Source organism: Mesorhizobium shangrilense, assembly GCF_040537815.1.
GTDB lineage: Bacteria > Pseudomonadota > Alphaproteobacteria > Rhizobiales > Rhizobiaceae > Mesorhizobium > Mesorhizobium shangrilense.
On the sequence record NZ_JBEWSZ010000001.1, the window covers coordinates 1,582,472 to 1,604,051 of the forward strand.

Sequence of the window (21,580 nt, forward strand, 5' to 3'; positions counted from 1 at the left end):
CGGCCCCTGATGGTTTTCCGCATGACCGGCGGATCGAGCGGCCCACGCCGCCGATCCTTGGAATTCATGCTCAATATTGATCTTCGTAACGTTTGGCGAGGTCTTCGATGTTTTCCGGCGGCCAGTCCGGCACTTCCATGCCGAGGTGCAGGCCCATCGCTGCCAGGACTTCCTTGATCTCGTTCAGCGACTTGCGGCCGAAGTTCGGGGTGCGGAGCATCTCGGCTTCGGTCTTCTGGATCAGGTCGCCGATATAGACGATGTTGTCGTTCTTCAGGCAGTTGGCCGAACGCACCGAAAGCTCGAGCTCGTCGACCTTCTTGAGCAGCGCCGGGTTGAAGGCGAGCTCGGTGACGGCTTCCGCCGCGACTTCCTTCTGCGGCTCGTCGAAGTTGACGAAGAGGCCGAGCTGGTCCTGCAGGATGCGAGCAGCGAAAGCCACCGCGTCCTCACCAGTGATCGAACCGTCGGTCTCGATCGTCATGGTCAGCTTGTCATAGTCGAGAACCTGGCCCTCGCGGGTGTTTTCGACCTTGTAGGAGACCTTCTTGACCGGCGAGTAGAGGCTGTCGACGGGGATGAGCCCGATCGGTGCATCTTCGGCGCGGTTGCGGTCGGCAGGCACATAGCCCTTGCCGGTGTCGACGGTGAATTCCATGCGGATTTCAGCGCCTTCGTCCAGCGTGCAGATGACGTGGTCGGGGTTCAGGATCTCGACGTCGCCAACCGTCTGGATATCGCCAGCCAGAACCGCGCCCGGACCCTGCTTGCGCACAACCATGCGCTTGGGGCCATCGCCTTCCATGCGGATGGCAATTTCCTTGATGTTCAAGACAATGTCCGTCACGTCTTCGCGAACACCGGCGATGGACGAGAATTCATGCAGAACGCCGTCGATCTGCACGGCGGTGACGGCCGCACCGCGAAGCGAAGACAGGAGAACACGGCGCAGGGCGTTGCCGAGCGTGAGGCCAAAGCCGCGCTCGAGCGGCTCGGCGACCAGCGTGGTCAGCGTCTTCTTCTTCGACGAGAACTCGATCTTGTTCGGCTTGATCAGTTCCTGCCAATTTTTCTGGATCATGATGCTTTCCTTCCGTTGACCCGCCACCATCCAATCGTGGCGGGCGACCTGGAAAACCACGGAGGAACGCCTTTCGGCGCTCGCGCGGCGTTCGATATTTGTTAGACGCGACGCTTCTTGCGCGGGCGGCAGCCATTGTGCGGGATCGGCGTCACATCACGGATCGAGGTGATGGTGAAGCCGGCTGCCTGCAGGGCGCGCAGTGCCGATTCACGACCGGAGCCGGGTCCGCAGACCTCGACCTCAAGCATGCGCATGCCATGTTCCTGGGCCTTCTTGGCGACATCCTCGGCAGCCATCTGGGCAGCGAACGGGGTCGACTTGCGCGAACCCTTGAAGCCCTGGGCACCGGCCGACGACCAGGCAATCGAATTGCCCTGCGCGTCGGTGATGGTGATCATCGTGTTGTTGAAGGTCGAATTGACGTGGGCAACGCCCGAAGAAATGTTCTTGCGTTCGCGACGGCGAACACGTGCGGCTTCCTTGGCCATGGTATTCCTTTCAGTTGATCTCTACACCGCCGTAATGCCAGCGGCTCCACCAGGGAGAAGGCAGTAGGAGAATATGGCAGTAGGGCAGTACGCCTGCCGATCCTATTGCCTTACTGCCCTACTCCCTTACTGCCCTAAATTACTTCTTCTTGCCGGCGATCGACTTGGCCGGGCCCTTGCGAGTGCGCGCATTGGTATGCGTGCGCTGGCCGCGAACCGGAAGCGAGCGGCGGTGACGCAGGCCGCGGTAGCAACCGAGGTCCATGAGCCGCTTGATGTTCATCGACACTTCACGGCGCAAATCGCCTTCGACCTGATAGTCGCGGTCGATCGTCTCACGGATCTGCAGCACTTCCGCGTCGGTCAACTGGTTGACGCGACGCTCGGCCGGGATGCCGACCTTGTCGACGATCTCCTGGGCGAACTTCTTGCCAATGCCGTGAATGTACTGAAGCGCGATAACGACGCGCTTGTTGGTCGGAATGTTGACGCCGGCTATACGAGCCATCTTCTTCTCTTCTCCATGTGGGCCGGACAAACCGGCGCTGTTCAGATTACCCCGCGTCCGGTGGAGGCCGGCCCCTGCGGGAGTCTCCAGTTCAAAGCGGCTGCCTTGCCCTTGCGGACAAGCAAAGCCCATGCCTGATAGGAGACGGGCCGCCATAGCGCAGCGAACCGCTCCAGTCAAGCACAATCGTTAATTTACCGGCACTGCCCCTTGAGTCGTCGCAGCGAGCACCGCCTCGATCTCTCTGGTGACCGTATCGATGCCCGCCATCCCGTCGACGCCCCTGAGCTTGCCCTTGGCGTAATAGTAGCCGATCAGCGGGGCGGTCTTCTTGTAGTACTCGCGCAGACGTTCCTCGAAAACAGCGGGATTGTCATCCTTGCGCACAGGCTGGCCAGCAGCCTTGGCGTCATCGGCACGCTTGACGATACGGCCAACCAAGGCCCTATCGTCGACAACGAGCTCAATAACGGTATCGAGGCTCAAGCCGCGTTCCGAAAGCATTGCCTCAACGGCATCGGCCTGCACCAGCGTGCGCGGATATCCGTCGAGAATGAATCCCCTGGCGCAATCAGCCTGATCGATTCGCTCGGCGACAATGGCGTTGACGATCGCGTCTGACACCAGCTCGCCGGCATCCATCACCGCCTTGGCGCGCTTGCCAACTTCCGTGCCGGCCTGGACGGCAGCCCGCAGCATGTCCCCCGTGGATAGTTGGGGTATGCCGTGTTTCTCTACCAGTCTTTGTGCTTGCGTCCCCTTGCCCGCCCCCGGCGGCCCAAGCAATATCAACCTCATCTGCCCTTCTTCCCCCCGCGCAGCTTCGACTTCTTGATCAGGCCCTCATATTGGTGCGCGATCAGGTGACCCTGAATCTGCGCCACCGTGTCGAGCGTTACACTGACCACGATCAGAAGCGATGTGCCACCGAGGTAGAATGGTACGCCAGTCGCGGAAATCAAGAACTCGGGCAGCAGACACACCAGCACCAGGTAGATGGCGCCGACGACAGTGATGCGGGTGAGAACGTAGTCGATGTAATCGGCCGTGCGCTCGCCCGGACGATAGCCCGGAATGAAGCCGGAATGCTTCTTGAGCTGGTCGGCCGTGTCCTTCGGATTGAAGACGATCGCGGTGTAGAAGAAGGCGAAGAACACGATCATCGCCGCATAGAACAGCATGTACAGCGGCTGGCCATGGCCAAGCGACGCCAGGATGGTGCTGGCCCAGGTCGGCAGGTTGGTCGCCTGCGAGAAGCCGGCGACGGTTGCCGGCAGCAACAGCAGCGACGAGGCGAAGATCGGCGGAATGACGCCCGACGTGTTGAGCTTGAGCGGCAGATGCGAAGTGTCGCCCTGGAACATGCGGTTGCCGACCTGGCGCTTCGGATACTGGATCAGCAAGCGACGCTGGGCGCGTTCGAAGAAGACGATCAGCGCGATCACGACGATGGCCAGAACGATGATCGCCAGGATGAGGCCGGTCGACAGCGCGCCGGTGCGGCCAAGCTCGAGCGTGCCAGAAATGGCATGCGGCAGGCCAGCGACAATGCCGGAGAAGATGATCAGCGAAATGCCGTTGCCGATGCCGCGCGCGGTGATCTGCTCGCCGAGCCACATCAGGAACATGGTGCCGCCGACAAGCGTGACGACGGTCGAGATGCGGAAGAACATGCCGGGATCGCTGACGATGCCGTTGCCGTTCTCAAGCCCGACGGAAATGCCATAGGCCTGGATCAGCGCCAGCAGCACGGTGCCGTAGCGCGTGTACTGGTTGATGATCTTGCGGCCCTGCTCGCCTTCCTTCTTCAGCGCTTCCAGCGACGGAATGACCGAGGTCATCAGCTGCATGATGATGGAGGCGGAGATGTAGGGCATGATGCCGAGGGCAAAGATCGCCATGCGCTGGACGGCGCCGCCGGCGAACATGTTGAACATGCCGAGCACGCCCTTGCTCTGCTGCGTGAAGGCCTGTGCAAAAGCATCCGGGTTGATGCCTGGAAGCGGAATGTAGGTACCGAGTCGATAGACGAGCAACGCGCCGATGGTGAACCAGATGCGCTTCTTCAGGTCCTCCGCCTTGGCGAAAGCCGAAAAATTCAGATTCGAGGCTAGTTGTTCAGCAGCCGAAGCCATGCCTGATTCTCCGCTTGGTCACGCTTCATGGCCCACAGGTCAGGCGGCGCGTGTCACCGAAGCTCACGAGATAAGCTCCGGACTGTAAACATGCAAGCGGCCGCGTTGACGCGGCCGCCATATTCCAAATCAAAACACGATCGAAAGCAAAAACGGATCCCACCTTTGCCGACCGCGCTTCAAATTGCTGTTACTCGGCAGCCGCCTTTTCGGGCAACTTCACCGAACCGCCAGCCTTCTCGATCTTCTCGATCGCGGCCTTCGAGGCGCCGGCGACGTCAAACGTCAGCTTTGCCTTGATCTCGCCGTCGGACAGGATGCGCACACCGTCCTTGACGCGACGAATGACGCCGGCAGCGACAAGCGTTTCGGCCGTCACGGTTTCCTTCGTGTCGAGCTTCTTGGCGTCGATCGCGACCTGGATGCGGGCCAGCGACACAACCGTGAAGCTCTTGGCGAAGATGTTGTTGAAGCCGCGCTTCGGCAGACGCCGGTAGAGCGGCATCTGGCCACCCTCGAAGCCGTTGATGGCGACGCCGGAGCGCGCCTTCTGGCCCTTGACGCCGCGGCCGCCGGTCTTGCCGGAGCCGGAGCCAATGCCACGGCCGAGACGCTTCTTGGAATGCGTCGCGCCGTCCTTGTCACGCAGATCGTTGAGTTTCATCTGAGTTCTCCTGCGCTTGTGCTCAGCCCTCGTCCACGACGCGGACGAGATGCTGGACGGCAGCGATCATGCCGCGCACGGAAGGCGTATCTTCCAGCGTGCGCTGCTTGTGCATCTTGTTGAGGCCGAGCCCGACCAGCGTCGCGCGCTGTTCCTTCGGACGGCGGATCGGCGAACCGATCTGCTCAACGGTGATGGTCTTGGTTGCTTTCTTGGCCATGGTCAAAATCCCTGGTCAGATCGACTATTCTTCAGCCGCAACGGCGGTGCCGCGGCGGGCCTGAAGGGTCGAATACTTGATGCCACGAGCAGCAGCCACATCCTTGGGATGCATCTGGCTCTTCAGCGCGTCGAACGTGGCGCGAACCATGTTGTAAGGGTTCGACGAACCCATCGACTTGGCGACCACGTCATGCATGCCGAGCGTCTCGAAGACGGCGCGCATCGGACCACCAGCGATGATGCCGGTACCCTGCTTGGCGGCGCGCAGCAGGACGCGACCAGCGCCCCAACGGCCTTCGACGTCGTGATGCAGCGTGCGGCCCGAGCGCAGCGGCACGAAAATCATGTCGCGCTTGGCGGATTCAGTTGCCTTGCGGATCGCTTCCGGCACTTCGCGCGCCTTGCCGTGACCAAAGCCGACGCGGCCCTTCTGGTCGCCGACGACGACGAGTGCTGCAAAACCAAAGCGACGGCCGCCCTTGACGACCTTGGCGACGCGGTTGATGTGGACGAGCTTGTCCACCATGCCATCGTCGCGCTCTTCGCGATCACGGCCGCGGCCGCCATCCCTACGTTCTTGTGCCATATCCTGTTCCTTGTTTTTTTCCGGAAGCACGGTTGATGATGATAATCCGGTGCCTCTTTGGGTCACCGGGGGCGAAAATCATTTTGTCCCTTGCATGATCCTATCCGAAAAGTCTGCAACTTTTTGCTGTGCTGACCTTCGGTTTGGGATCATGCTTAGAAGCTAAGACCGCCTTCACGGGCAGCCTCGGCCAGCGCCTTGACGCGGCCGTGATAGATGTACGGGCCGCGGTCGAACACGACTTCCGTGACGCCGGCCTTCGAAGCGCGCTCGGCGATCAGCTTGCCGATCGCTGCAGCGGCCGCGGTGTCGGCGCCGGTCTTGAGCGAACCCTTGAGGTCCTTCTCGAGCGTCGAAGCGGCGGCGATGGTGTGGCCCTTGGCGTCGTCGATGACCTGCACGTAGATGTTCTTCGACGTGCGGTGTACCGACAGACGCGGACGCTCGCCGGCGACCTTCTTGATCTGACGGCGGACGCGCTGCGCGCGGCGCTGGATGGATTCCTTGGTAGCCATGATAGTTCCTTGCCTTCAAAAAACAGGGGCCGCCATATGCGGTAGGCGAAAGCGCCTCCCGCGACCGCTCCCCGCGGCGTTACGTTTCTTGGCTTGGTCCTTTCCGAAAAGTCTGCAACTTTTCGGGGCCAAGCCACTACTTCTTCTTGCCTTCCTTGCGGACGATCTTCTCGCCAGCGTACCGGACGCCTTTGCCCTTGTAAGGCTCGGGGCCGCGATATTCGCGGATCTCAGCGGCAACCTGGCCCACCTGCTGCTTGTCGATGCCGGCTATGGTAATTTCAGTCGGCTTCGGCACGGTGATGGTGATGCCCTGCGGCGTCTCGTAGACGACGTCGTGGCTGAAGCCAAGTGCCAACTGCAGGTTCTTGCCCTGGAGTGCGGCGCGATAGCCAACGCCGGTGATCTCGAGCTTCTTCTCAAAACCGTCCTTGACGCCCTGCAGGATGTTGACGATCTGCGTGCGCGACATGCCCCACTTGGAGCGGGCGGTCTTGGTCTGGTCGCGCGGCTGAACAGCGATTTCGCTGCCTTCCATCTTGACCAGCACTTCGTCGTTCACGACGAACTTCAGCTCACCCTTGGGGCCCTTCGCCGTCACGGTCTGGCCGTTGACGGTCGCGGTCACGCCCTGCGGCAGCGAAACGGGTTTCTTTCCAATACGAGACATTTTGTTGTCCTCGTCACTTCTCTTGTTTCAGGTCTCTGTCTTCGGGAACGATCCGAAGACCGGATTCCACTTTGCGGTGAGCTGCCAGATCAGAAGATCTGGCAGAGGATCTCGCCGCCGACATTCTGTTCGCGTGCTTCATGGTCGGCCATCACGCCCTTCGGTGTCGAAAGGATGGCGATGCCGAGGCCGTTGGCGACGTGCGGGATCGACTTCGCCGAGACATAGACGCGGCGGCCCGGCTTCGAAACACGGGCAATTTCACGCACGACGGGCGCGCCGTCGAAATACTTCAGCTCGATCTCGATTTCGGACTTGCCGTTGTCGAAGTCGGTCTGGCTGTAGTCGCGGATATAGCCTTCCGCCTTCAGCACGTCGAGAACGCGGGTGCGCAGGCGCGAGGCCGGCGTCGACACGCTCGACTTCTTGCGGCCATACGCGTTGCGGATGCGGGTCAGCATATCGCCGAGAGGATCGCTCAATGACATGTTATGTCCTCCTTACCAGCTCGACTTGACCAGGCCCGGGATCTGGCCGTTGTTGCCGAGATCACGAAGCGCGATGCGCGATACCTTGAGCTTGCGATAGTAGGCACGCGGACGGCCGGTGACTTCGCAGCGGTTGCGGATGCGGATCTTGGCCGAGTTGCGCGGCATCGCCGCAAGCTTCAACTGGGCGCGGAAGCGCTCTTCCATCGGCTTGGACTGATCCATGATGATCGCCTTGAGGGCCCCACGCTTGGCAGCGTACTGGTCCACAAGCTTCCGGCGCCTGTTGTTCTTCTCGACTGAGCTGGTCTTTGCCATTTCAGATTTTTCCTTTTCTCGCTGCCGTTACTGGCGGAAGGGGAAGTTGAAGGCCTTGAGCAATGCCCTGGCTTCGTCGTCCGTCTTCGCAGTCGTACAAACGATGACGTCCATGCCCCAGATCTGATCAACCTTGTCGTAGTTGATCTCCGGGAACACGATGTGTTCCTTGATGCCCATGGCATAGTTGCCACGGCCATCGAAGCTCTTCGGATTCAGTCCGCGAAAGTCGCGAACGCGCGGCAGCGCGATGTTCACGAGGCGGTCGAGGAACTCGTACATGCGTTCCTTGCGCAGCGTGACCTTGGCGCCGATCGGCATCTTCTCGCGGACCTTGAAGCCGGCGATCGAATTGCGGGCGCGGGTGACGACGGCCTTCTGGCCGGCGATCATCGCGAGATCTTCCGCAGCGATCGAAGGCTTCTTCGAATCTGCGGTGGCTTCGCCGACGCCCATGTTCAGCACGATCTTGTCGATGCGCGGAACCTGCATCTCGTTGTCGTAGCCGAACTGCTCCAGCAGTGCCTTGCGAATGGTCTCGTTGTAGACCTTCTTGAGGCGCGGCACGTTGTTAGCAGTTGCCTGCTTGCTTTCAGCCTTAGCCATTGATGACTTCTCCCGAGCGCTTGGCGACGCGCACCTTCTTGCCGTCCTTCTGGAAGACGAAGCCGACGCGGGTCGGCTTGCCATCCTTGGGGTCGGCCAGCGCGATGTTCGACAGCTGGATCGGCGCTTCCTTGGTGATGATCCCGCCCTCTTGGGACTGGGACTGCTTCTGGTGACGACGGATCATGTTGACGCCGCGCACCAGCGCGGTGTCTTCCTTCGGCTGAACCGAAAGGACTTCGCCCGAACGGCCCTTGTCCTTGCCGGCCAGCACGACGACCTTGTCGCCTTTTCTAATCTTTTGCATTGGTCCGGCTCCTTACAGCACTTCAGGCGCGAGCGAGATGATCTTCATGTGGTTCTTGGCGCGAAGTTCGCGCGGAACCGGTCCGAAGATACGCGTGCCGATCGGCTCTTTCTTGTTGTCGACGAGAACGGCCGCGTTCTTGTCGAAACGGATCACGCTGCCGTCCGGGCGGCGGATGTCCTTGGCCGTGCGAACCACGACCGCCTTCATCACATCGCCCTTCTTAACGCGGCCGCGCGGAATGGCTTCCTTGATCGACACCACGATGATGTCGCCCACGGAAGCGTATTTCCGCTTCGAGCCGCCCAGCACCTTGATGCACATGACACGACGGGCGCCGGAATTATCCGCGACGTCGAGGTTTGTTTGCATCTGAATCATGACTGGCCGCCTTCTTCTTTTCTAACGGGATGGGCTCATAGCCCCTCCCCGGTCTGTCCAAAATTCGTTTGTTTACGCCTGGTCCGAAGACACGACGATCCAGCGCTTATCCTTGGAAATCGGCTTCGATTCCTGGATGAACACCTGATCGCCAACCTTGTGGGCGTTGTTCTCGTCGTGCGCCTTGTACTTCTTGGTCATGCGCACGGTCTTCTTCATCACGGGATGCGTGAAGCGCCGTTCGACCTTGACGACAACCGTCTTCTCGTTCTTGTCGCTGACGACGGTGCCCTGCAGAATGCGCTTTGGCATGGTTTTCGTCCTTAAGCCTTCTTAGCCGCGGACTTTTCCGCAGCGATGGTCTTGATGCGCGCGATGTCCCTACGGACGATCTTCACGCGCGCGGTCTTCTCAAGCTGGCCGGTCGCCTTCTGAAAGCGCAGGTTGAACTGCTCCTTCTTCAGGCTGGCCAGGTCGTCGGTCAGCTGGTCCTGGGTCTTGGTCCGGATGTCTTCGGCTTTCATGATCAGCCCGTCCTTATTCTGCGATGCGCTGCACGAAGCGCGTCTTGACCGAGAGCTTCGCCGCGCCGAGACGCAGCGCCTCGCGGGCGGTTTCCTCGTTGACGCCGTCGATCTCGAACATGATGCGGCCCGGCTTAACGCGCGCCGCCCAATAGTCAACAGCACCCTTGCCCTTACCCATGCGGACTTCGGTCGGCTTCGAAGTGACCGGCACGTCCGGGAAAATACGGATCCAGACGCGGCCGGCACGCTTCATCTCACGAGTGATCGCGCGGCGGGCCGCCTCGATCTCGCGTGCGGTGACGCGGTTCGGCTCAAGCGCCTTCAGCCCGAAACCACCGAAATCCAGATTGGTACCGCCCTTTGCGGTGCCATGGATACGGCCCTTGAACTGCTTACGGAACTTTGTGCGCTTTGGCTGCAGCATCGTTCTAACTCCAAATTCCTAACTGTCTTAGGCGTTTTCGCGACGACGACCGCGTTCGCGATCACCACCACCACCGCCGCCGCCATGCGAATGATCGCCTTCGGTCGCGCGACGCTCCGAGGCCATCGGGTCATGCTCAAGGATCTCGCCCTTGAACACCCAGACCTTGACGCCGCAAATGCCGTAGGCGGTATGTGCTTCGGCCGTGCCGTAGTCGACATCGGCGCGCAGCGTATGCAGCGGCACGCGGCCTTCGCGATACCATTCCATGCGCGCGATTTCAGCACCGCCGAGACGGCCCGAGCAGTTGATGCGGATGCCTTCGGCACCGAGGCGCATCGCCGACTGCACCGCGCGCTTCATGGCGCGACGGAACGCGATACGGCGCTCGAGCTGCTGAGCGATCGACTGGGCAACCAGCGTCGCGTCGATTTCCGGCTTGCGCACTTCAACGATGTTGAGGTGCGTCTCGGACTTCGTCATCTCCATCAGCTTCTTGCGAAGCTTCTCGATGTCGGCGCCCTTCTTGCCGATGATCAGACCCGGGCGCGCCGCATGGATGGTGACGCGGCACTTCTTGTGCGGGCGCTCGATCACGACCTTCGAGATCGCGGCCTGCTTCAGTTCCTTCTCAAGATACTTGCGGATCTTGATGTCCTCATGCAGCAGCTTGCCGTACTCGCCAGTGTTCGCGAACCAGCGCGAATCCCAGGTACGGTTGATGCCGAGGCGCAGACCGATCGGATTGACTTTCTGACCCATTATGCGGCCTCCCCTTTTTCTTCGACTTCACGAACAACGATCGTGAGGTGCGAGAACGGCTTCTCGATACGGCTGGCGCGACCACGACCACGGGCATGGAACCGCTTCATGACGATCGACTTGCCGACATAGGCTTCCGCCACGATCAGAGCATCGACGTCGAGGTCGTGGTTGTTTTCCGCGTTGGCGATCGCCGATTCCAGAGTCTTCTTGACCGTGCCGGAAATCCGCTTGGCCGAGAATTCGAGATCGGAAAGCGCTGTCGCGACCTTCTTGCCGCGGATCAGCGCGGCAACGAGGTTCAGCTTCTGCGGGCTGATACGGATCGTGCGCAATACGGCGCGCGCTTCGTTATCAGCAAGCCTGCGCGGAGCTTTGGCCTTGCCCATGATTATTTCCTCTTCGCCTTCTTATCCGCGCCGTGACCGTAATAGGTCCGGGTCGGAGCGAATTCACCGAACTTGTGACCGACCATGTCCTCGTTCACCGAGACGGGAACATGCTTCTGGCCGTTATAGACACCGAAGGTGAAGCCGACGAACTGCGGCAGGATGGTGGAGCGACGGCTCCACATCTTGATCACCTCATTGCGACCACCTTCACGAACCTTGTCCACCTTCTTGAGAAGGTAGCCGTCGATGAAGGGGCCTTTCCAAATAGAACGAGTCACTTGGCGTTACCTCTTCTTAGCTCTTGCGCTGATGGCGCGAGCGCAGGATGAACTTGTCGGTCGCCTTGTTGGACCGCGTCTTCTTGCCCTTGGTCGGCTTGCCCCACGGGGAAACCGGATGGCGACCACCGGAGGTGCGGCCTTCGCCGCCGCCGTGCGGGTGGTCAACCGGGTTCATGGTCACACCGCGATTGTGCGGGCGCTTGCCGCGCCAGACAGTGCGGCCGGCCTTGCCGTCGTTGATGTTGCCGTGGTCCGGGTTGGATACGGCACCGACGGTGGCCATGCAGGAACCGTGAACGACACGCTGCTCACCCGAGTTCAGGCGCAGGATCGCCATGCCCTGGTCGCGACCCACCAGCTGGCCGTAGCCGCCCGCCGAGCGCGCAACCTGGGCGCCCTTGCCCGGCTTCAGCTCGATGTTGTGGACGATCGTGCCGACCGGCATCGACGCCAGCGGCATCGCGTTGCCCGGCTTCACGTCGACTGCTTCGCCGGCCACGATCTTGTCGCCGGGAGCGAGGCGCTGCGGGGCGATGATGTAGGACAGCTCGCCATCGTCATACTTGATCAGCGCGATGAAGGCGGTGCGGTTCGGATCGTATTCGATACGCTCGACCGTGCCGACGACGTCGAACTTGCGACGCTTGAAGTCGATGATGCGGTACGAACGCTTGTGACCGCCGCCGATGAAGCGGGCCGTGATGCGGCCGTGGTTGTTGCGGCCACCCGACTTGGTCAGGCCTTCGGTCAGACCCTTGACGGGCTTGCCCTTGTAGAGGCCCGAGCGGTCGACGATGACCAGCTGGCGGGTGCTCGGCGTTACCGGGTTGAATTTTTTCAGTGCCATTGTTGTTGTCCTCGCGGCCTTGCTCAGAGACCCGTCGCGACGTCGATCGACTGACCATCGGCCAGCGTCACAATCGCCTTCTTGACGTCGCTCTGGCGGCCAACCGTGCCACGGAAGCGCTTGATCTTGCCCTTGCGGACAAGCGTGTTCACGGCCATCACCTTGACGCCGAACAGCGCTTCGACGGCGGCCTTGATTTCCGGCTTCGACGCCTTCTTGGCGACGTTGAAGACGACCTGGTTCTGCTCGGAGGCCATGGTCGACTTTTCAGTGATCGCCGGCGAGACGATCACGTCGTAGTGACGAAGGTCGGTCATTTAAAGCGCTCCTCGAGAGCCTCGACGGCGGCCTTCGAAAGGACCAGCGTGCCGCGACGCAGAATGTCGTAGACGTTGATGCCCTGGATGGGCAGCACGTCGATGTTCGGGATGTTCGTGGCCGCCAGCTTGAAATTCTTGTCAAGCTCGGCGCCGCCGATCACCAGGGCGTTGGTCAGGCCCAGCGTCGCGAAATTCGCGATCAGCGCCTTCGTCTTGGCCTCGGTCAGCTTCAGCTCATCGATGATGATGATCGAGGCGCTCTTGGCCTTGGCCGAGAGAGCATGCTTGAGACCGAGAGCCCGCACCTTCTTCGGCAGCTCATGTTCGTGGCTGCGAACGACCGGGCCGTGGGCCTTGCCGCCGCCGCGGAACTGCGGAGCGCGTGCCGAATGGTGACGGGCGCGGCCCGTACCCTTCTGCTTGTACATCTTGGCGCCGGTGCGGGCGATTTCAGCGCGCCCCTTGGCCTTGTGCGTACCCTGCTGCCGCTTGGCAAGCTGCCAGCGCACGACGCGCTGCAGAATGTCTTCACGCGGGTCCAGGCCGAAAATCTCCTCGGAGAGTTCCACCTTGCCGGCGTCCTTGCCACCAAGCGTTGTGATCTTGAGATCCATTATTCCGCTCCCTCTGTGGCCGGAGCCTCATTCTTCGTAGCGGCGCGGATCGCGGCGGGCTTCGGCGCATTGGCCGGCAGTGCCACCTTGGCCGCGTCGCGGACCAGGATCCAGGCGCCCTTGGAACCCGGAACCGCACCGCGGATCAGGATCAGGCCGCGATCGGCGTCGGTCGAGACGATCTCGACATTCTGCGTGGTGACGCGGGTGTCGCCCATGTGGCCAGCCATATGCTTGCCCTTGAACACCTTGCCCGGGTCCTGGCGCTGGCCGGTCGAACCGTGCGTACGGTGCGAGACCGAGTTACCGTGGGTCGCACGGCCACCACCCATGTGGTGACGCTTGATGACACCCTGGAAACCCTTACCAATCGTCGTGCCCGTTACGTCGACCTTCTGGCCGGCAACGAAGTGGTCGACGGTGATCTCGGCGCCGACATCGATCATGTTGTCGGCGGAGACGCGGAACTCGGCAACCTTCGCCTTCGGCTCGACGGAAGCGGTCGCGAAATGGCCGCGCATCGCCTTCGACGTATTCTTCACCTTGGCAAGGCCAACGCCGAGCTGAACGGCGGTATAGCCATTCTTCTCCTGCGTGCGCTGCGCCACGACCTGGCAGTTCTCCATCTGGAGAACGGTGACGGGAACATGTTCCCCGGCATCATTATAGATGCGGGTCATTCCCACCTTCTTTGCAATCACACCTGAACGCATCGGTTCAATTCCTTTAGAGTTCCGGGCCAGGGGCACCGCCCCTTCCTCGCTCTTTCCTTAAAGCTTGATCTCGACGTCGACACCGGCGGCCAGATCGAGCTTCATCAAAGCATCGACCGTCTGCGGGGTCGGATCGACGATGTCGAGCAGACGCTTGTGCGTGCGCATCTCGAACTGCTCGCGGCTCTTCTTGTCGACGTGAGGCGACCGGTTGACCGTGAACTTTTCGATCCGCGTCGGCAGCGGAATGGGGCCGCGGACGTTTGCGCCGGTGCGCTTGGCCGTCGATACGATTTCCCGTGTCGAGGCGTCGAGCACCCGGTGATCAAACGCCTTCAGGCGGATGCGGATATTCTGTCCGTTCATGCGTCACTTCCTTGTTCTGGCGCGGCGCGGGCATATCCTGCGCCCGCGACAGATCGGTTTAAGTCCAAATTACTCTTTGATGGTGACGACGATGCCGGCACCGACGGTGCGGCCGCCCTCACGGATAGCGAAGCGCAGCTTCTCTTCCATGGCGATCGGCACGATCAGCTCGACATCGACCGTGATGTTGTCGCCGGGCATCACCATCTCGGTGCCTTCCGGCAGCGACACGATGCCGGTCACGTCCGTCGTGCGGAAATAGAACTGCGGACGGTAGTTGGTGAAGAACGGCGTGTGACGGCCGCCTTCGTCCTTGGTCAGGATGTAGGCTTCGGCCACGAACTTCTTGTGCGGCTTCACCGTGCCGGGCTTGGCCAGAACCTGGCCGCGCTCGACGCCTTCACGATCAACGCCACGCAGCAGCGCGCCGATGTTGTCGCCCGCCTGGCCCTGGTCGAGCAGCTTGCGGAACATTTCAACGCCCGTGCAGGTCGTCTTGGTCGTCGGGCGGATGCCGATGATCTCGAGTTCCTCGCCAACCTTGACAATGCCGCGCTCGACGCGACCGGTGACAACCGTGCCGCGGCCCGAGATCGAGAACACGTCTTCGATCGGCATCAGGAACGGCTTGTCGAGCGGACGAACCGGCGTCGGGATGTAGGCATCGACCGCAGCCATCAGCTCGCGGATCGCGTCCTCGCCGATCACCTTGTTGGAATCCTCAAGCGCGGCAAGCGCCGAACCCTTGACGATCGGAATGTCGTCGCCGGGGAACTCGTTCTTCGACAGAAGCTCGCGAACCTCGAGCTCGACCAGTTCGAGCAGCTCGGCGTCGTCAACCTGATCGACCTTGTTCAGGAACACCACGATCGACGGCACGCCGACCTGACGGGCCAGCAGGATGTGCTCGCGGGTCTGCGGCATCGGGCCGTCGGCGGCCGACACAACCAGGATCGCGCCGTCCATCTGCGCGGCACCGGTGATCATGTTCTTCACATAGTCGGCGTGGCCGGGGCAGTCGACGTGGGCATAGTGGCGGGCAGCCGTCTCGTATTCGACATGCGCCGTCGAGATGGTGATGCCGCGGGCCTTCTCTTCGGGCGCCGCATCGATCTGGTCATAGCGCTTGTATTCGCCAAAATACTTGGTGATCGCAGCCGTCAGCGACGTCTTGCCATGATCGACGTGGCCAATCGTGCCAATGTTCACATGAGGCTTATTACGCTCGAATTTACCTTTTGCCATGTGATCTCTCCATTCCTGCCAGCCCGTGCGGGCCTTGAATTAAGTTATTGGTGCAACTCTCTCGAGTTACGCGTATTTCTTCTGAACTTCGGTCGCCACGGCGGTCGGGACCGGCTCGTAGTGATCGAACTGCATGGTGTAGGCCGCGCGGCCTTGGCTCATCGAGCGCAGGTTGTCGACATACTTGAACATGTTGGCCAGCGGCACCATCGCATTGATAACCACCGCGACACCACGTGCTTCCTGGCCCTGGATCTGGCCGCGACGGCCGTTCAGGTCACCGATGACGCTGCCGACATAATCTTCCGGCGTGACGACCTCGACCTTCATGATCGGCTCGAGCAACTGCACACCAAGCTTGGGAGCAGCTTCGCGGAAGCAAGCGCGGCCGGCGATTTCGAAGGCCAGAACGCTGGAGTCTACATCGTGGTAGGCGCCGTCGATGAGCGTCGCCTTGACGCCGATCATCGGGAAGCCGGCGAACGGGCCGGACGTCATGACGCTGTTGATGCCCTTTTCGACACCCGGGATGTATTCCTTCGGCACGGCGCCGCCGACGATCTTGGTCTCGAACTCGAATTCGCTGCTGTCCGGATTCGGCTCGAAGACGATCTTGACGCGGGCGAACTGACCGGTACCGCCGGTCTGCTTCTTGTGCGTGTAGTCCTGCTCGTGCTTGCGGGTGATCGTCTCGCGATAAGCAACCTGCGGAGCGCCGACATTGGCCTCGACCTTGAACTCGCGACGCATGCGATCGACGATGATGTCGAGGTGGAGCTCGCCCATGCCGGAGATGATGGTCTGGCCGGATTCCTCATCGGTCTTGACGCGGAAGGACGGATCCTCGGCGGCCAGACGGTGAAGGGCGAGGCCCATCTTTTCCTGGTCGTTCTTGGTCTTCGGCTCGATGGCGATCTGGATGACCGGATCGGGGAATTCCATGCGCTCCAGGATGACCGGATGCAGCGGATCGCTCAGCGTGTCACCAGTGGTCGTGTCCTTGAGGCCGGCCAGAGCAACGATGTCGCCAGCAAAAGCTTCTTCGACGTCTGCACGCGAGTTCGCATGCATCTGCAGCATGCGGCCGATGCGCTCCTTCTTGCCCTTCACGGTGTTGTCGACCGAGATGCCCTTGGTGAGCTTGCCCGAATAGATGCGCGCAAAGGTCAGCGAACCGACGAACGGGTCGTTCATGATCTTGAAGGCAAGCATCGACAACGGCTCGCTGTCGTCGGCATGGCGCTCGATCTCGGCATCGGTCTTGGCGTCGACGCCCTTGATGGCGGGAACATCGGCCGGCGACGGCAGATATTCGACGACGGCGTCGAGCAAAGGCTGCACGCCCTTGTTCTTGAAGGCCGAGCCGCAGAACATCGGATAGAACTTCACCGCGATGGTGCCCTTGCGGATCAGCGCGCGGATCTCGTCGTTGGACGGCATCTTGCCTTCGAGATAGTTCTCGAGCGCGGTCTCGTCCATTTCGACGGCGGCTTCGATCATCTTCTCGCGGTATTCCACCGCACGAGCCTTCAGGTCTTCCGGGATCTCGACGACATCCCAGGCAGCGCCCAGCGATTCATCGCGCCAGACCAGCGCGTTCATCTCGACCAGATCGACAACACCCTTGAACTCGGTCTCGGCGCCGATCGGCAGCTGCATGACAACGGCATGCGCACCGAGGCGCGAACCGATCATCTCAACCGAGCGGTAAAAGTCAGCGCCGATCTTGTCCATCTTGTTGCAGAAGATCATGCGCGGAACGCGGTACTTGTCGGCCTGGCGCCAGACGGTTTCCGTCTGCGGCTCAACGCCGGCATTGGCGTCGAGAAGAGCGATAGCACCGTCGAGAACGCGCAGCGAACGCTCGACTTCGATGGTGAAGTCGACGTGGCCGGGAGTGTCGATGATGTTGAAACGGTACATCTTGCCGCTACGACCCTTCCAGAAGGTCGTGGTCGCGGCGGACGTGATCGTAATGCCGCGCTCCTGCTCCTGCTCCATCCAATCCATGGTGGCAGCACCATCGTGCACTTCGCCGATCTTGTGCGACTTGCCCGTGTAATAGAGGACGCGCTCGGTGGTCGTCGTCTTGCCGGCGTCAATATGCGCCATGATACCGAAATTGCGGTAGTCTTCGATTTTGTATTCGCGGGCCATCGTAGCTGCCTCTCAGTCTCGTTCGCGCTTTACCAGCGGTAGTGCGCGAAAGCGCGGTTGGCTTCAGCCATCTTGTGGGTGTCTTCACGCTTCTTGACGGCCGTGCCGCGGTTGTTGGCCGCATCCATCAGCTCGCCGGAGAGGCGGTCGACCATGGTGGTCTCGTTGCGGTTGCGAGCGGCAGCGATCAGCCAACGGATGGCCAATGCCTGGCGACGCTCAGGGCGCACATCGACCGGAACCTGATAAGTCGCACCACCAACGCGGCGCGAACGCACTTCCACATGCGGCGCGACATTGTCGAGCGCCTGATGGAAGACCGTTACCGGCTCCTGCTTGGTCTTGGACTGGACCTGGTCGAGCGCGCCGTAGACGATGGTCTCGGCAACCGACTTCTTGCCGTCATACATGACGGCGTTCATGAACTTGGTGACAATCAGATCGCCGAACTTCGGGTCCGGATTGATCTCACGCTTTTCTGCACTGTGACGACGGGACATGGTTCTTGTCTCTCAATCTCGTAGCCTTGCGCAGGAAAGAAGCGCGAAGGCCGGAAAATCTTACTTCGGACGCTTGGCGCCGTACTTCGAACGGCGCTGCTTGCGGTTCTTCACGCCCTGCGTGTCGAGCACGCCGCGAATGATGTGGTAGCGAACGCCCGGAAGATCCTTCACGCGGCCGCCACGGATCATCACCACGGAGTGCTCCTGAAGGTTGTGACCTTCGCCGGGGATGTAACCGATCACCTCAAAACCATTGGTCAGGCGGATCTTGGCCACCTTGCGAAGCGCCGAGTTCGGCTTCTTCGGCGTCGTGGTGTAGACGCGCGTGCAGACGCCCCGCTTCTGCGGGTTCTGCTGCATGGCCGGGACCTTGTTGCGCTTCACCGGCGCAATGCGCGGCTTGCGGATCAGCTGGTTGACGGTAGGCATTAAACCCTCTTGTCTCTCAATTCCGTGTCTCGTGCCCAGTCAGGGCCGCTCAAAGCGTCAATTCCATACGCAAATTCGGGCCATAAACCGCGCCTCGCGGTCTTGCCCGAACAATTGGCAGAGGAAGCGGAAACCGCTTCATGCGCGCCGGAAATGTCTTTTCGCTCGTAAAGTGAACCCTGTTTGAGGCAAACTCCAAAGCGTGTCGCTTCGGACGGGAGAGCCTCACATCGGTTCTGACTGGCCGGCTTCTACCCGCAACACCGCGAACCGTCAACCCCGGAGCGCCAAATATTGCGCTCAACCCGTGGCGTGGCAGCCATGCATGGAGCGCATGTAATTTTCTTTCGCCATTTCGCAAGCAGGAGGAAGAAAGTGACCGGCTTTCGACTGTTGCAAAGCCATGCTTCATGCGAAAAGGCCGCATGAACAGCCCAAATCCCCTCGCCCGCCCAAGAAACGAGGAATCAGCCCGTGAACGACAATGAGGAGCGCCCGGTCACCATCATCACCGGCCGGGTATGGAAGCGCAAAGGCGGCAAGCCGGAAGGTGTCCACGTCATGCTCGTCGCACCCGACGACGATTCGGCAGTGCGCAGGGCACTCGAATCGCTGGCGGCGGAAGGTTATGCCGAGGCCGAACTCGACCAGATCGGCGATATGGACGGCGAGCCGGACGACGAGCCGCATTTGTCCGCTTTCCAGGGCGCGCTCGAAGGCGAAGTGTCGATCGTTACCTTTGATGTTCCAATCTGAAGTTGGGCCAATCCGAAGCAGGGCCGATCTGGAATGGGGCCGATCTGAATCGGGCAATCGGAGGCATCATGGTCAACTCGAGAATGGCGAAACCCCAATCCCGCGCCTGGGCAGACCGGGCAGTCGCCGCGATCGAAGCCGACCAGCACCGTTCGGCCGACACCCACTTGTGGAAGCTGGACCTGCCGGCACTGGCCGGCATCGACTTCTACCTCAAGGACGAATCGACTCATCCCACGGGCAGCCTCAAGCACCGACTCGCGCGGTCACTCTTCCTTTACGCCTTGTGCAATGGACATGTCCGCGAGAACGCGGCGGTCGTTGAGGCCTCCTCCGGCTCGACTGCCGTGTCGGAAGCCTATTTCGCCCGCATGATCGGCGTGCCGTTCTACGCTGTCATGCCACGTTCGACCTCGCCGGAAAAGATCGCGGCGATCGAGCATCACGGCGGCAATTGCCACTTCATCGATGATGGCCGGCGTATCTACGCCGAATCCACCGAACTTGCCGCAAGGCTTGGCGGCCACTTCATGGATCAGTTCACCCATGCCGAGCGCGCGACCGACTGGCGCGGCAACAACAACATCGCCGAATCCATTTTCGGACAGATGCGCGAGGAGCCGCATCCTATCCCGGCCTGGGTCGTGATGAGCGCCGGCACCGGCGGCACCACGGCAACAATCGGCCGTTACATTCGCTACAAGCGGCACGCGACGCAGCTGTCGGTCGCCGATGTCGAACGCTCAGCCTTCTTCGGCGGTTTTTCCACTCGGGACGCCAACTGCCGCTGCGAGCAACCCTCGCGTATAGAAGGCATCGGCCGGCCCCGCGTCGAACCATCCTTCGTGCCCGGTGTCATCGATCATATGCTGCGGGTGCCCGACGCGGTATCGCTTGCGGCAATGCGAGTGCTGTCGCGCCGTCTTGGTCGCCGTGTTGGCGGATCGACCGGCACCAACTTCATCGCCATGTGCTTCCAGGCCGCGCGCATGATCGAGCTTGGCGAGGCCGGTTCGCTGGTGACGCTGATCTGCGATTCCGGCGAGCGCTATGCCAATACGTATTACTCGGACGAATGGCTGAGAGCGAACAATCTCGACCCCTCGCCTTTCGAGCCGGCGATCGAGTCCTTTCTGTCTGGGAAAAGACTGACGCTGCAATTCGAGGAAAGCTGGGGCTGAGATACAGCACGCCTGCCGCTTGTCCGGGGCGGGTGTTCTGCTAAGAAATCTCAGCAATTCAACAGACGGAGCCCCCGTGTCCCCCATCAAGATAGGCATCGTCGGCGTCGGCAAGATCGTGCGCGACCAGCATCTTCCGGCTTTGGCGAAAGACCCGAACTACCATCTCGTTGCCGCCGCCAGCCGGCATGGCAAGGTCGACGGCATCCCGAATTTCCCAACCATCGAAGCCATGCTCGACGCGGCCCCAGAACTCCAAGCCGTTTCACTCTGCATGCCACCGCAGTTCCGCTACGACGCCGCGCGGACAGCCCTCCTGGCGAAGAAACACGTCTTCCTGGAAAAGCCACCCGGTGCGACGGTCAGCGAGGTCGAGGACCTGAAGACGCTGGCGGCCGCAAACGGCGTGTCGTTGTTCGCCAGCTGGCATTCGCGCTATGCGCCGGCGGTCGAAGCCGCCCGCGCTTTCCTCGGCTCGACCAGGATCAAGTCGGCCGCCATCAACTGGAAGGAAGATGTGCGCCGCTGGCATCCGAACCAGGACTGGATCTGGGCTCCCGGCGGGTTCGGCGTCTTCGATCCCGGCATCAACGCGCTGTCGATCGCGACCCATATCCTGCCGGCTATGTTCATCACCTCCGCGATCCTCGATTTTCCCGAGAACCGCGCGGCCCCGGTCGCAGCACACGTCACCTTTCGCACCTCGAACGGATTGCCGGTGACAATGGAACTCGACTGGCTGCAGACCGGCCCGCAAAGCTGGGACATCCTGGCCGATACCGACAAGGGCGCAATGGTGCTTTCCGGGGGCGGTTCGAAGCTCATCGTCGACGGCCGTGTCGTCCATGACGAACCGGAAGCGGAGTATCCGATGCTCTACAAGCGCTTCGCGGAAATTGTCCGTGCTGGCGCTTCGGATGTCGATCTGGCTCCACTGCAGCATGTCGCCGACGCCTTCATGCTCGGCAAGCGCAATGTGGTCGAAGCGTTTTTCGATTAGGCATTTTGCAAGGGAACGCCGCACTCGATGCGGCGTTCCAGGTTGAGGGCGATCGCGGGACCGATGCGCCGCGCGACCAAGCCCAGCGCTG

General features: G+C 61.3%; 33 protein-coding genes. 3 read left to right on the plus strand and 30 right to left on the minus strand.

Annotated elements, in window-relative coordinates; genetic code table 11:
* Window positions 1-70 precede the first annotated feature (70 nt).
* The 30 genes from ABVQ20_RS07930 to rpsL form a co-directional block, all read right to left on the minus strand.
* Window positions 71-1,081 carry a DNA-directed RNA polymerase subunit alpha gene (locus ABVQ20_RS07930; protein ID WP_013531438.1) on the minus strand — a complete coding sequence of 337 codons (1,011 nt, stop codon included), beginning with the start codon at window positions 1,079-1,081 and terminating at the stop codon, window positions 71-73.
* 101 nt (window positions 1,082-1,182) lie between these two features.
* A complete protein-coding gene (rpsK, locus tag ABVQ20_RS07935; protein WP_006205444.1) occupies window positions 1,183-1,572 on the minus strand; it encodes a 30S ribosomal protein S11 in 390 nt (129 codons plus the stop codon).
* A gap of 139 nt (window positions 1,573-1,711) precedes the next feature.
* Window positions 1,712-2,080 carry a 30S ribosomal protein S13 gene (gene rpsM, locus ABVQ20_RS07940; RefSeq protein WP_006205445.1) on the minus strand — a complete coding sequence of 123 codons (369 nt, stop codon included), beginning with the start codon at window positions 2,078-2,080 and terminating at the stop codon, window positions 1,712-1,714.
* Window positions 2,081-2,269: 189 nt separating this feature from the next.
* Complete coding sequence (locus ABVQ20_RS07945) at window positions 2,270-2,878, minus strand: adenylate kinase (protein ID WP_354458988.1); 609 nt, start codon at window positions 2,876-2,878, stop codon at window positions 2,270-2,272.
* Complete coding sequence (gene secY / locus ABVQ20_RS07950; protein ID WP_354458989.1) at window positions 2,875-4,215, minus strand: preprotein translocase subunit SecY; 1,341 nt, start codon at window positions 4,213-4,215, stop codon at window positions 2,875-2,877. Before secY ends, ABVQ20_RS07945 begins: the two co-directional genes overlap by 4 nt.
* A gap of 190 nt (window positions 4,216-4,405) precedes the next feature.
* Window positions 4,406-4,879: a 50S ribosomal protein L15 gene (gene rplO, locus ABVQ20_RS07955; RefSeq protein ID WP_354458990.1), complete on the minus strand. Its 474-nt coding sequence runs from the start codon at window positions 4,877-4,879 to the stop codon at window positions 4,406-4,408.
* A 22-nt stretch (window positions 4,880-4,901) separates the two neighbouring features.
* Window positions 4,902-5,099 (minus strand): 50S ribosomal protein L30, encoded by a 198-nt coding sequence (gene rpmD, locus ABVQ20_RS07960; protein WP_006205449.1) that lies wholly within the window; start codon window positions 5,097-5,099, stop codon window positions 4,902-4,904.
* A gap of 24 nt (window positions 5,100-5,123) precedes the next feature.
* The gene (gene rpsE / locus ABVQ20_RS07965; protein WP_006333394.1) at window positions 5,124-5,687 is read right to left on the minus strand and encodes a 30S ribosomal protein S5; all 564 of its coding nucleotides are present in this window, start codon (window positions 5,685-5,687) and stop codon (window positions 5,124-5,126) included.
* Between the two features lie 155 nt (window positions 5,688-5,842).
* Window positions 5,843-6,202: a 50S ribosomal protein L18 gene (gene rplR / locus ABVQ20_RS07970; RefSeq protein ID WP_227347674.1), complete on the minus strand. Its 360-nt coding sequence runs from the start codon at window positions 6,200-6,202 to the stop codon at window positions 5,843-5,845.
* 136 nt (window positions 6,203-6,338) lie between these two features.
* Window positions 6,339-6,872 carry a 50S ribosomal protein L6 gene (gene rplF / locus ABVQ20_RS07975; protein WP_227347675.1) on the minus strand — a complete coding sequence of 178 codons (534 nt, stop codon included), beginning with the start codon at window positions 6,870-6,872 and terminating at the stop codon, window positions 6,339-6,341.
* 89 nt (window positions 6,873-6,961) lie between these two features.
* Window positions 6,962-7,360, minus strand: a complete 399-nt coding sequence (gene rpsH, locus ABVQ20_RS07980) for a 30S ribosomal protein S8 (protein WP_006205453.1) — start codon at window positions 7,358-7,360, stop codon at window positions 6,962-6,964.
* Between the two features lie 12 nt (window positions 7,361-7,372).
* A complete protein-coding gene (gene rpsN / locus ABVQ20_RS07985) occupies window positions 7,373-7,678 on the minus strand; it encodes a 30S ribosomal protein S14 (protein ID WP_227347676.1) in 306 nt (101 codons plus the stop codon).
* 27 nt (window positions 7,679-7,705) lie between these two features.
* Window positions 7,706-8,284 (minus strand): 50S ribosomal protein L5, encoded by a 579-nt coding sequence (rplE, locus tag ABVQ20_RS07990; protein WP_227347677.1) that lies wholly within the window; start codon window positions 8,282-8,284, stop codon window positions 7,706-7,708.
* Entirely contained in the window at window positions 8,277-8,591 is a 315-nt protein-coding gene (gene rplX, locus ABVQ20_RS07995) for a 50S ribosomal protein L24 (RefSeq protein ID WP_227347678.1), read from the minus strand. Before rplX ends, rplE begins: the two co-directional genes overlap by 8 nt.
* Before the next feature lie 12 nt (window positions 8,592-8,603).
* The gene (gene rplN / locus ABVQ20_RS08000; protein ID WP_006205457.1) at window positions 8,604-8,972 is read right to left on the minus strand and encodes a 50S ribosomal protein L14; all 369 of its coding nucleotides are present in this window, start codon (window positions 8,970-8,972) and stop codon (window positions 8,604-8,606) included.
* Window positions 8,973-9,044: 72 nt separating this feature from the next.
* A complete protein-coding gene (gene rpsQ / locus ABVQ20_RS08005) occupies window positions 9,045-9,284 on the minus strand; it encodes a 30S ribosomal protein S17 (RefSeq protein WP_010909280.1) in 240 nt (79 codons plus the stop codon).
* Between the two features lie 11 nt (window positions 9,285-9,295).
* The gene (rpmC, locus tag ABVQ20_RS08010; protein ID WP_227347679.1) at window positions 9,296-9,496 is read right to left on the minus strand and encodes a 50S ribosomal protein L29; all 201 of its coding nucleotides are present in this window, start codon (window positions 9,494-9,496) and stop codon (window positions 9,296-9,298) included.
* A 13-nt stretch (window positions 9,497-9,509) separates the two neighbouring features.
* A complete protein-coding gene (rplP, locus tag ABVQ20_RS08015; protein ID WP_013531427.1) occupies window positions 9,510-9,923 on the minus strand; it encodes a 50S ribosomal protein L16 in 414 nt (137 codons plus the stop codon).
* A gap of 27 nt (window positions 9,924-9,950) precedes the next feature.
* A complete protein-coding gene (gene rpsC, locus ABVQ20_RS08020) occupies window positions 9,951-10,685 on the minus strand; it encodes a 30S ribosomal protein S3 (RefSeq protein WP_227347680.1) in 735 nt (244 codons plus the stop codon).
* Window positions 10,685-11,074, minus strand: coding sequence for a 50S ribosomal protein L22 (gene rplV, locus ABVQ20_RS08025; protein WP_006205462.1), 390 nt, complete (start codon window positions 11,072-11,074; stop codon window positions 10,685-10,687). Before rplV ends, rpsC begins: the two co-directional genes overlap by 1 nt.
* Window positions 11,075-11,076: 2 nt before the next feature.
* Window positions 11,077-11,355, minus strand: a complete 279-nt coding sequence (gene rpsS / locus ABVQ20_RS08030) for a 30S ribosomal protein S19 (RefSeq protein WP_006205463.1) — start codon at window positions 11,353-11,355, stop codon at window positions 11,077-11,079.
* A gap of 16 nt (window positions 11,356-11,371) precedes the next feature.
* Window positions 11,372-12,205 carry a 50S ribosomal protein L2 gene (rplB, locus tag ABVQ20_RS08035; protein ID WP_015317983.1) on the minus strand — a complete coding sequence of 278 codons (834 nt, stop codon included), beginning with the start codon at window positions 12,203-12,205 and terminating at the stop codon, window positions 11,372-11,374.
* A 23-nt stretch (window positions 12,206-12,228) separates the two neighbouring features.
* On the minus strand, window positions 12,229-12,522 hold the full coding sequence (locus ABVQ20_RS08040; RefSeq protein WP_023757976.1) for a 50S ribosomal protein L23: 294 nt from the start codon (window positions 12,520-12,522) through the stop codon (window positions 12,229-12,231).
* Window positions 12,519-13,139, minus strand: coding sequence for a 50S ribosomal protein L4 (gene rplD, locus ABVQ20_RS08045; protein ID WP_354458991.1), 621 nt, complete (start codon window positions 13,137-13,139; stop codon window positions 12,519-12,521). Before rplD ends, ABVQ20_RS08040 begins: the two co-directional genes overlap by 4 nt.
* Entirely contained in the window at window positions 13,139-13,852 is a 714-nt protein-coding gene (gene rplC / locus ABVQ20_RS08050) for a 50S ribosomal protein L3 (protein ID WP_227347682.1), read from the minus strand. Before rplC ends, rplD begins: the two co-directional genes overlap by 1 nt.
* Before the next feature lie 57 nt (window positions 13,853-13,909).
* The gene (gene rpsJ, locus ABVQ20_RS08055; RefSeq protein WP_006205468.1) at window positions 13,910-14,218 is read right to left on the minus strand and encodes a 30S ribosomal protein S10; all 309 of its coding nucleotides are present in this window, start codon (window positions 14,216-14,218) and stop codon (window positions 13,910-13,912) included.
* 69 nt (window positions 14,219-14,287) lie between these two features.
* The gene (gene tuf, locus ABVQ20_RS08060) at window positions 14,288-15,463 is read right to left on the minus strand and encodes an elongation factor Tu (protein ID WP_354458992.1); all 1,176 of its coding nucleotides are present in this window, start codon (window positions 15,461-15,463) and stop codon (window positions 14,288-14,290) included.
* Window positions 15,464-15,529: 66 nt separating this feature from the next.
* Window positions 15,530-17,620 carry an elongation factor G gene (gene fusA, locus ABVQ20_RS08065; protein WP_354458993.1) on the minus strand — a complete coding sequence of 697 codons (2,091 nt, stop codon included), beginning with the start codon at window positions 17,618-17,620 and terminating at the stop codon, window positions 15,530-15,532.
* 29 nt (window positions 17,621-17,649) lie between these two features.
* A complete protein-coding gene (rpsG, locus tag ABVQ20_RS08070; protein ID WP_008875664.1) occupies window positions 17,650-18,120 on the minus strand; it encodes a 30S ribosomal protein S7 in 471 nt (156 codons plus the stop codon).
* 60 nt (window positions 18,121-18,180) lie between these two features.
* Window positions 18,181-18,552 carry a 30S ribosomal protein S12 gene (rpsL, locus tag ABVQ20_RS08075; RefSeq protein ID WP_006333356.1) on the minus strand — a complete coding sequence of 124 codons (372 nt, stop codon included), beginning with the start codon at window positions 18,550-18,552 and terminating at the stop codon, window positions 18,181-18,183.
* A gap of 474 nt (window positions 18,553-19,026) precedes the next feature.
* On the opposite strand from rpsL, the gene ABVQ20_RS08080 reads away from it, so the two are divergent.
* The 3 genes from ABVQ20_RS08080 (at window position 19,027) to ABVQ20_RS08090 (ending at window position 21,489) form a co-directional block, all read left to right on the plus strand.
* Window positions 19,027-19,308 (plus strand): transcriptional regulator, encoded by a 282-nt coding sequence (locus tag ABVQ20_RS08080; RefSeq protein ID WP_354458994.1) that lies wholly within the window; start codon window positions 19,027-19,029, stop codon window positions 19,306-19,308.
* A gap of 68 nt (window positions 19,309-19,376) precedes the next feature.
* A complete protein-coding gene (locus tag ABVQ20_RS08085) occupies window positions 19,377-20,489 on the plus strand; it encodes a PLP-dependent cysteine synthase family protein (RefSeq protein ID WP_354458995.1) in 1,113 nt (370 codons plus the stop codon).
* A gap of 76 nt (window positions 20,490-20,565) precedes the next feature.
* Window positions 20,566-21,489: a Gfo/Idh/MocA family protein gene (locus tag ABVQ20_RS08090; RefSeq protein ID WP_354458996.1), complete on the plus strand. Its 924-nt coding sequence runs from the start codon at window positions 20,566-20,568 to the stop codon at window positions 21,487-21,489.
* Window positions 21,490-21,580 lie beyond the last annotated feature (91 nt).